Source organism: Mesorhizobium sp. M5C.F.Cr.IN.023.01.1.1, assembly GCF_003997585.1.
Lineage (GTDB): Bacteria > Pseudomonadota > Alphaproteobacteria > Rhizobiales > Rhizobiaceae > Mesorhizobium > Mesorhizobium wenxiniae.
Map to the genome: position 1 here is coordinate 1 of NZ_RZSU01000200.1, position 5359 is coordinate 5359.

General features: G+C 58.7%; 3 protein-coding genes and 1 pseudogene. 1 reads left to right on the forward strand and 3 read right to left on the reverse strand.

Features of this window, described 5'->3' with window-relative positions; translation table 11 throughout:
* From asnB to EOA78_RS34950, 3 genes are all read right to left on the reverse strand, one after another.
* The coding region (asnB, locus tag EOA78_RS34940; RefSeq protein WP_127320226.1) for an asparagine synthase (glutamine-hydrolyzing) at positions 1–1376 on the reverse strand (1376 nt) is incomplete at its 3' end.
* Positions 1377–1380: 4 nt separating this feature from the next.
* Positions 1381–2649, reverse strand: a complete 1269-nt coding sequence (locus tag EOA78_RS34945; protein ID WP_127320222.1) for a polymerase — start codon at positions 2647–2649, stop codon at positions 1381–1383.
* The gene (locus tag EOA78_RS34950; RefSeq protein ID WP_127320224.1) at positions 2646–3872 is read right to left on the reverse strand and encodes a glycosyltransferase family 4 protein; all 1227 of its coding nucleotides are present in this window, start codon (positions 3870–3872) and stop codon (positions 2646–2648) included. The genes EOA78_RS34945 and EOA78_RS34950 overlap by 4 nt, the downstream gene beginning before the upstream one ends.
* A gap of 1159 nt (positions 3873–5031) precedes the next feature.
* Here EOA78_RS34950 and EOA78_RS34955 point away from each other — a divergent pair.
* A pseudogene (locus tag EOA78_RS34955) lies at positions 5032–5359 on the forward strand (calcium-binding protein); the annotation flags it as partial.

Genomic DNA, 5359 nt, shown 5'->3' on the forward strand with positions numbered 1-5359 from the left:
GCGAGCAGCCGAGCCAGGCGATCCAACCGGTCGCTCCGCAGCGCATGCCGTGCATGCGCCGAAAGCGGCAGCTTGCTGACGCGATCGTGACGGGCTGCACGAGCCAGCAATCCAACACCGGCCGCAAGCGCCTGACGCAGCGGCGACGGCAGCCTATGCTGTCGTCTCGCTCGGGCTGCCATGAGATGGCGAGCGTAGCCAGCGAAGCATTCGTCGCCACCGTCGCCCGTCAGAGCCACCGTAACGTGCTGGCGAGCGAGCCTCGCCACGAGCAGAGTTGGTATCTGCGATTCGTCGGCGAACGGCTCGTCCCAGATCTGCGGCAGTTCTGGAATGACCTCGCGCGCGGTCGCGCAAGAAAGGTGAAGTTCGGTATGGTCGGTGCCCAGGTGCCGGGCGACCTCCGCAGCATGGGGAGCCTCATCAAACCCGCCCTCTCCGAAAGCGACCGTGAACGTACGCACCGGTTTTGTGGATTGAGCCTGCATCAGGGCTACAACGACGGAGCTGTCGACACCACCGGATAGAAAGCCGCCCAGCGGCACGTCAACGTTCATGCGTTCCCGGACCGCAAGTCGTAGCAGGCCGTCGAGCTGATCCGTCAGTTCTTCGTCAGTGCCGACAATTGGTTCCTGCCGACCTTTCGCGGCGACTTCGGCCAGCGACCACCAGTATCGGATGCGATGCGAAAGCGACGCGACACTGCGGGCCTCAGCGAAATCTGCGGCCGTCACTGACAGGACTGAGCCGGGCGGCAGCTTGAACACGCCTCGCCAGATGCACTTGTTATCCGGTACCCATCCCCTCGACAGCATCGACGTGGCGGCATCGATATCGAGTTCCTGACGGAAGCCTGGAAAGCCGTTGATCGCCTTCAACTCGGAGGCAAAAACGAGCGCATCGCGTGTTGAAGCAACGTAAAGCGGCTTTTTGCCCATTCGGTCGCGGGCGAGATGAAGGGTCCTCGTCTTCATATCCCACAATCCAAAAGCGAACATGCCGGCGAAGCGAGTGAGTGCGGTATCGAGCCCCCAACTCTCGATCGCGCACAGCATGACTTCGGTATCACAGGTGCCGCGGAAACGATGACCCGCGTCTTCAAGTTCGCGGCGCAGATCCTGGAAATTGTATATTTCGCCGTTAAAGGTGATGGTATATCGGCCAGTCGCCGAATGCATCGGCTGGTGTCCCGCCTCGGACAAGTCGACGATGGCCAAACGCCTGTGGCCGAAGGCAACGCCGGCTTTACGATCTGTCCAGAAGCCGTCGCCGTCAGGCCCACGGTGACGAAGAGCTGTCGTCATTTGCGCTATTGCCCTCAGCGGCTTCGCTCTAGCCGCATCGGGCGCAAGAAGGATTCCGGCAACCCCACACATCCCGTCACCCCAAGTCCCTGGAAGTTTCACTGGAAGTAGCCCACACTGCTCGCGGCGTTCCGGCAACAAGGCAAAGGGTCAGCCCAAACCAAACGATCGGGTGGCGGATGATCAGGTGCGGAAACCCGTAAATCATGATCGCCACCACCAGCGCAAAAAGCGCGTCGAGCTTCGCACGCCATGCTGACATGGCGGCCGAGCCGACGATCCAAAACAGGGCGAGGAGCGCAATCAGACCACCTTGAGTGTACAGATCGAGGATCGTGTTGTGGGCCTCGAAAGGTTCGGGCAGAAACTGCCGATAGTAGACGGAGGGGCGGTCCACATGCGGGCCAGGACCGAGGCCAAGAGACGCTGACGTCACGCCCTTGTAGACTGCGTTTCCCCAGAGCCTGACGCGAAGTTCAGCGGTTTCGACGGTCTCCTCCCCGCCCCTCCCCTTGCTGAGGCTCTTGGCGAAATTTTCGACGCTGCTCAGGTCCCTGAGCACGTAGGGCGTCATCGACATCGCCAGGGGGAGGAAGCCGAGCATCAAGAGGACCGCGACTTGCCGGGAAACGCTGCCCTTGTCACCGGTCGTGAGCCATGTCCGAACCCGCAGCCCCAGAAATATCAGGCCGGTCAGGACGCTTGTAAGAAGATAGGCATCACTCCTTGTCAGCCTTCCGACATAGACGGTCAGTACCAGGCTGCTGAACCCAAACAACCTTCCCCATGGACTGCTTGTGGTCGTCGCAAGATGTAGGGCCAGGGGGCCAAAAAGTGCACAATAGAGCGCAAGTTGGTTCGGATTCTCGGACCAGCCGGTGAAGCGATCCCAGAACCAGGGATTGACGCCGGATTGGTGGATCCAACCCCACCCAAGCGCCAGCTGAAAGACAAAGCATGCATTCACTATCCCGATCGCCCACCAGGCAGTGCGGCGCAGTTGGCGATGAGCGTCGGGCTCCGCGGCGGCCAGACAGGTAACGCTGGCCAACAGCATGTAGGCCATTATGTCGTGAATCGGCGCCGAGAGGTCCAGAACCGCCGTGGTCAGCAAGCCGACAATGGCACCGACCCCCAGAGCAAACGTCATGATCAGCCAGAAGGTCGCAAGGCGGAAAAGGGCCGGCGTGGCCTCCAGGGGACCACCCGCGACTACTCGCCCGATCGACAGCATGATCCAGAGCGATAGGAACAATTCGGTATATCCGAAGGGCATCCCCGGAACACTGATCTGCACTGCATAGCCCATCGCAATGCCGCCAGCCAGCAACGCGTTCCGGATCATCGGCGCGCTCCACCCGGTCCGCGGTTTGCGGCATCCTCTTCAAGCAAGATCGAGGACGCCGGTCGAGCGAGACCGCCGTGGGATTTGGCGCTCAGGACATTTTTGTACAGATCGCAATACTGGTCTACGACCCACGGCAGCGCGAACTGCTCCCGGACGAGTTCGACGGAACGACCGCCCATGATCTTTCCGCGACCGCGGTCGGACAGGATGTCTATTATTCGAGACGCAAGTCCATCAGCATCGTGCGGTGGGACGAGATAGCCGTTCCATCCGTCTTCAACCACGTCATTGCAGCCAGGCATTCTTGAGGCGACGATGGGCAATCCCGCCAGTCCTGCCTCGAGCAGGACGCGCGGGATCCCTTCCCGATATTGTGTTGGAAAGGCGAACAGATCGGCCACGCCAAGAAGGGCTGGAACATCGCGCCGTGGGCCTAAGGCGATGACATGGGGGGCATATCGATCGATGTCCGATTTGTCGACGGCAAATGGCCCTTCGGATTCCCATGGGCCGACAAGCACGAAACGCGCATTGGGCCTTTTGGACAGGATGTGCGGGACTGCTTTGAGGAGTGTCGGGATACCCTTCTGGCGGGTCAGCCGGCCGACAAAAATTACGACTTCAGCGGATTGGAGCCCAAGCTCTTCGCGCATTTTCATCGCCGACGGGGCAAGATGCCTTGCCATGGCGAACGCATCGACGTCGATTCCAGAACTGCGGATCAGCCGCCCGCTACCGCGTCGGATCAGTCGATAGCGTTCAAAGAAAGCCTGATCGTCCCGATTTTGGAAGACCGTCGCAGCCGTCCAGAAGGACGAAAGCCATTGCAGTCCGCAAAAGATTGGACGCAGGGCCAGAGCCCGTGGCTCATGCGACGAGAATGTCCAGCCCAGACCATTGATCGTGCGGATGACTGGAGCCTTCCCGCGCACCGCAAGTGGCGTCAGCAGGTTGGGTTTGGTGTCGAAACTTTGGACAACATGTGGTCGCAGTTCCGACATTAATTTTCGAATAGTTCGGATGGCGCCCCACTCCCCGCTGCCGCCGCTGGCAAATCGGTCGAAACCATAGCGGTGATGCGGAATGCCATGCCGCGAAAACGCGGTTTCACCGCCACTCGAGACTGCAGTGACCCGAAAACCCCTTTCGCGAAGCGACATCAGGAACGGAATTCTTAAGGCGTGATCCTCGCCTCCCACACACACGAGATGCGGGTTCATCCTGCCTCTCCCGACCATGTGCCGTCCCCGAATCGCGGGAAGTGGCGGGCTTTTGACTCTGCCTTCATGATCTTGGTATCGCTTCTTCTGCGTGTATGGATGCCAAGTCACGGTACGGGCAGGCTTGCCTACTGTCCTCGTCTGTTTGCATGACGCAAACCGCATTTGGATCAAGGCCTTGCGAGCATCAGGCAGCTAAGTCGCCGACTTGGCGAGGCAATCCACGCCAAGGACCTGCACAGGGTGTGCTACCGAGGCCGTATTGCGGGCCTCCTCGACGCGCATATCCTTCTGCGCAATGAGGGGTGTGGCGGGATCGTTTTGCACGTCGAACTTGAGGAAAAATCCTGCGGGCACATTCGCCGGCGGGCGGGGCAATCAGGGACTGGGCTTCCGATAACCGTCCGTTGTCACCTCAGTCTGGGTCGGTCTGTGGCGTCGCCAGCCTGAGCATCGTCCCGATCGTGGGCCGGTGCCTCAGTACGCTGGTTGAACCGCATCTCAGTCAGTTCCGCCCCTGGTAGATTCTGCCTGCGACCAGCAGGTAACCTAGCTCGACCATCTCCGATGTCGGCAATGTCGTCGGCGGATGACATCGTTATGAGCGAGCACCTGCCCACTGTCCACAGAAAATTGGGTTGCGACGCCAGACAACATGGCCTGGCTCAGCACTTAGCTTAACGCAGTCAGATTGCTCGCAGGTAAGTGTATATTGTACAGAAAAGCTATTCTGGTTGCCGTTCTATTCACGGACTCTAGTTGCCGGCAGTTAAAATCCGACTTTTGTGGCGCCACTTCAGCGGTCAGCATCACCACGGCATCTTCGCGAAATACCGGCTTCGACGCCATATATAATTTTATTGAAAGGCAAAATTTTCGACAGGAAATCTCTATCGAAGGAGGATCACATGTAAGCAATGTTAAAGATCATTCTGGCAAAACGGGACAATTTATTTGAATGACGTGGTTAATGTATACGATGATATAATGGAATTTTACTTGGCGATATCGCGGTCATCCTAAGTAAAATTCTGCTTCCGTGAGGCGATCCTGCTGGTGATCAACGAATCTATCAGAGGGGTGCGGGTATGTGATTTGGCGCTAATATACGCCGTCGAGTAGGCAGGCACCGCGGGGCGCTAAGAAAAAAGGATTATCAATGGCACTTCATTTCGCAGCAGGTGGGTCCGCCACGGAAGTCGCAAGCGCCGGTTTCAATCTGGTCGACGTTCAAACCATCGACCAGGTCAACGAGCTGCCGGATGGCATGAAGGCTATGGTCTGGCTCAACGAGGGCGAGGGCGTGACCCAGTCCTTTATCGACAAAGTCACCCCCTTCCTTGGCAATCCCAAGGTGTATGGGTTTTTTCTCGTCGACGAGCCGGATCCCACCGGCCAATACCACACAAAGGTAGACGCTGAGGATCTGAAAGCCGAATCCGACTGGATCCACGCTCGCATGCCAGACGCCAAGACCTTCATCACCG

Coding starts and splice junctions, on each gene's coding strand:
- EOA78_RS34945 (WP_127320222.1), bottom strand. CDS start 2,649: ATGATCCGGAACGCGTTGCTGGCTGGCGGCATTGCGATGGGCTATGCA.
- EOA78_RS34950 (WP_127320224.1), bottom strand. CDS start 3,872: ATGAACCCGCATCTCGTGTGTGTGGGAGGCGAGGATCACGCCTTAAGA.